At 71.8% G+C, this 3,859-nt stretch carries 4 protein-coding genes; all 4 read left to right on the top strand.

What is annotated here, in order from left to right; genetic code table 11:
- Positions 1 to 100: 100 nt before the first annotated feature.
- Positions 101 to 1,660 (top strand): bifunctional tetrahydrofolate synthase/dihydrofolate synthase, encoded by a 1,560-nt coding sequence (gene folC / locus AC2CJA_RS25215; RefSeq protein WP_484604978.1) that lies wholly within the window; start codon positions 101 to 103, stop codon positions 1,658 to 1,660.
- A gap of 6 nt (positions 1,661 to 1,666) precedes the next feature.
- Positions 1,667 to 2,014, top strand: a complete 348-nt coding sequence (locus tag AC2CJA_RS25210; RefSeq protein ID WP_484604977.1) for a DUF4233 domain-containing protein — start codon at positions 1,667 to 1,669, stop codon at positions 2,012 to 2,014.
- Between the two features lie 104 nt (positions 2,015 to 2,118).
- Positions 2,119 to 2,532, top strand: coding sequence for a nucleoside-diphosphate kinase (ndk, locus tag AC2CJA_RS25205; RefSeq protein ID WP_484604976.1), 414 nt, complete (start codon positions 2,119 to 2,121; stop codon positions 2,530 to 2,532).
- A gap of 284 nt (positions 2,533 to 2,816) precedes the next feature.
- Complete coding sequence (locus AC2CJA_RS25200; protein WP_484604979.1) at positions 2,817 to 3,836, top strand: rod shape-determining protein; 1,020 nt, start codon at positions 2,817 to 2,819, stop codon at positions 3,834 to 3,836.
- Positions 3,837 to 3,859: the final 23 nt, after the last annotated feature.

Genomic DNA, 3,859 nt, shown 5'->3' with positions numbered 1-3,859 from the left:
GGGGGCCGCGGCGCGCGCGCGCCGCCCCCCCCCCCCCCCCCCCCCCCCCCCCCCCCCCCCCCCCCCCCCCCCCCCACCGCTGCCTCCGTACACTGAAACGGTGAGTGAGCAGCCCCCGCACGACCCGCACGAAGGCCACGGCGACGCCTCCGGTCAGGAGGGGGAGCACGGCGATCCCCTGGAGCGGTTCGACGAGATCATCGACGCCGAGACCGACCGCGACCCCGATCTCGCCGTGATCGAGGCCGGCAGCCGTACCCTGCGCACCCAGGCCGGTCCGGCCGGGGGCGGCGAGCTGCCGACCCGGCCCGAGGACCCGGAGCTGGACCGGGCGCTGCGGGCGGTGGAGGCCGAGCTGGTGGGGCGGTGGCCCGAGACGAGACTGGAGCCGTCCCTGACGCGGATCGCCGCGCTGATGGACGTACTCGGCGAGCCGCAGCGCTCCTACCCGTGCATCCACATCACCGGCACCAACGGCAAGACCACCACCGCCCGGATGATCGAGGCGCTGCTGGGCGCCTTCGACCTGCGCACCGGCCGCTACAGCAGCCCGCACGTCCAGGCGATGACCGAGCGGATCAGCCTGGACGGCGCGCCGATCTCCGCCGAGCGGTTCATCGAGACCTACCAGGACCTGCGGCCGTACGTGGAGATGGTGGACGCCGCCCAGGAGCACCGGCTGTCGTTCTTCGAGGTCATGACGGGCATGGCCTACGCGGCCTTCGCCGACGCGCCCGTGGACGTGGCGGTCGTCGAGGTCGGCATGGGCGGGAGCTGGGACGCCACCAACGTGATCGACGCGTCCGTCGCCGTCGTCACCCCCATCGCCCTGGACCACACCGACCGGCTGGGGGAGACGCCCGAGGAGATCGCGCGGGAGAAGTCCGGCATCGTCAAGCGGGACGCCACCGTCGTGCTGGCACAGCAGCCGGTCGAGGCCGCCTCGGTCGTACTGCGCAAGGCCGTGGAGATGGAGGCCACCGTCGCCCGCGAGGGCCTGGAGTTCGGCGTCGTCTCCCGTGAGGTCGCCGTCGGCGGACAACTGCTGACGCTGCGCGGCCTGGGCGGGGAGTACCCGGAGGTCTTCCTGCCGCTGCACGGCGCCCACATGGCGCACAACGCCGCCGTGGCGCTGGCGGCCGTCGAGGCGTTCTTCGGCGTCGGCTCCCGGCACGCCCGCGCCCTGGACCTCGACGCCGTGCGCACCGCCTTCGCCGCCGTGGCCTCCCCGGGGCGGCTGGAGGTGGTGCGCCGCAGTCCCACGGTGGTGCTGGACGCCGCGCACAACCCCGCGGGCGCCCAGGCGACGGCCGCCGCGGTCACCGAGGCGTTCGGCTTCAGCCGTCTGGTCGGCGTGGTCGCCCCCAGCGCGGAGAAGGACGTGAAGGGGCTGCTGGAGGCGTTCGAACCGGTCTTCGCCGAGGTCGTGCTCACCCGCAACTCCACCCCCCGCGCCATGGACGTGGACGAGCTCGCCGCGCTGGCCGTGGAGGTCTTCGGCGAGGAGCGGGTCCAGGTCGAGCCCCGGCTGGACGACGCGCTGGAGGCGGCCATCACCCTGGCCGAGGAGGAGGGCGAGTACGCCGGTGCGGGAGTACTGGTCACCGGCTCGGTCCTCACCGTCGGCGAGGCCCGGCTGCTGCTCGGAAAGGACAGGTGACGCACGGTGCGTACGCTCTGCGCGTCCACGCTCATCGGCGAGTTCCTCGTCATCGGCTTCGCCGCCCTGGTGGCGACGCGGCTGGGCGGGCTGCCCGCGGGGACGGTCTGGGCCGTCGCGGGCACGGCGATGCTGCTGTGCCTGCTGCTGTGCGGGATGCTCGGCCGGCCCGGCGCGCTCCGGCTCGGCTGGGCGCTGCAGATCGCTCTGATCGCCTCCGGCTTCGCCGTCCCGGCGATGTTCTTCCTCGGCGCGGTCTTCGCCGGGCTGTGGTGGGCGTCGATCCACTTCGGCCGGGTGATCGACGAGGCGAAGGCCCGAAGGGCCGCGGGAGCGGGAGCCGGAGCCGCCTGACCCGCACCGCGTGACGGGTGCCGCCGGTGCGCGGACGGGCTCCCTGTAGCCTCTGAGCACTTGTGAAGGCCGTACTCACGCGACACCCCAAGGAGCAGCCGACCATGAGCCAGCGCACTCTCGTCCTCCTCAAGCCCGACGCGGTCAGGCGGGGCCTGATCGGCGAGATCGTCGGGCGCATCGAGCGCAAGGCCGGCTGGACGATCAGCGCGATGGAGCTGCGCACGCTGGACCGCGCCACGCTGGAGCGGCACTACGCCGAGCACGTCGGCCGCCCGTTCTACGAGCCGCTGCTGGAGTTCATGGCCTCCGGCCCGTCCGTGGCGATGGTCGTCGAGGGCGAGAGGGTGATCGAGGGGGTGCGCGCCCTGGCCGGTCCGACCGACCCGATCGCCGCGGCGCCCGGCTCCATCCGAGGGGATTTCGGAACGATCGTGCGTGAGAACCTTGTCCACGCCTCGGACTCCGAGGAGTCCGCCGAACGGGAACTGAAGCTCTTCTTTCCCTCCCGCTCCTGACGGCATGCCAGAAGCGTGAATCCCTTGACCTGGGGCGATCGACGGAATTCGATCGCCCCGGGTGAGTCCGCCCCCCACTCGGGGGAACGAATCACCCGGACGCGACGTCACCACATACGGGGATGAACCGCGTTCCGCCGACAATGACGGAGGAGGAACCCTCTCACCGCGTTCGAAGGAGCGCGACTACGATGGAGACTTCTCCGGGCCCCGCAGCGCACGCTGTCGTCCTCCCCTCACATCGCTCCAGTCGGAAGGCCTGACGTATCCTCATGGCGAACAACATGTCGTTCATCGGCCGTGACATGGCTGTCGACCTCGGGACCGCCAACACGCTGGTGTACGTCAGGGGTCGCGGGATCGTCCTCAACGAGCCATCGGTCGTCGCCATCAACACCAACACCGGCGGAATCCTCGCGGTCGGCGCCGAGGCGAAGAAGATGATCGGCCGTACCCCGGGCAACATCGTGGCGGTCCGTCCCCTCAAGGACGGGGTGATCGCGGACTTCGAGATCACCGAGCGGATGCTCCGCTACTTCATCCTCAAGATCCACAAGCGGCGCTACCTCGCGCGCCCCCGGGTGGTCGTGTGCGTCCCCTCCGGCATCACCGGTGTCGAGCGGCGCGCGGTCATCGAGGCATCCACCCAGGGGGGCGCCCGCCAGGTGCACATCATCGAGGAGCCGATGGCGGCCGCCATCGGCTCGGGGCTGCCGGTCCACGAGGCGACGGGCAACATGGTCGTCGACATCGGCGGCGGCACCACCGAGGTGGCCGTGATCTCGCTCGGCGGGATCGTCACCGCGCAGTCCATCCGGGTGGCGGGCGACGAGCTGGACAACGCGATCATCCAGCACATCAAGAAGGAGTACAGTCTCCTGCTGGGCGAGCGCACGGCCGAGAGCATCAAGATCACGATCGGCTCGGCGCACGACCTGGAGGACGACGAGCACACCGAGATCCGCGGCCGCGACCTGGTCAGCGGGCTGCCCAAGACCGTGGTCATCTCGGCCTCCGAGGTCCGCAAGGCCATCGAGGAGCCGGTCAACTCCATCGTGGACGCGGTGAAGACCACGCTCGACAAGTGCCCGCCCGAGCTCTCCGGCGACATCATGGACCGCGGCATCGTCCTCACCGGCGGCGGCGCCCTGCTGCGCGGGCTGGACGAGCGGCTGCGGCGCGAGACGGGCATGCCCATCCACATCGCCGAGGATCCGCTGGACTCGGTGGCGCTGGGATCGGGCAAGTGCGTCGAGGAGTTCGAGGCGCTCCAGCAGGTGCTCGACGCCCAGCCGCGGCGGTGACGCCGGGCCGGACCGGCCCCCGC

The sequence above is a fragment of the Streptomyces sp. ATLC9 genome (genome assembly GCF_057196705.1).
Note: the sequence above shows the minus strand (reverse complement) of the source record. Positions and strands in the feature narration are given on the sequence as shown.

Coding starts and splice junctions, on each gene's coding strand:
- ndk (WP_484604976.1), top strand. CDS start 2,119: ATGAGCCAGCGCACTCTCGTCCTCCTCAAGCCCGACGCGGTCAGGCGG.
- AC2CJA_RS25200 (WP_484604979.1), top strand. CDS start 2,817: ATGTCGTTCATCGGCCGTGACATGGCTGTCGACCTCGGGACCGCCAAC.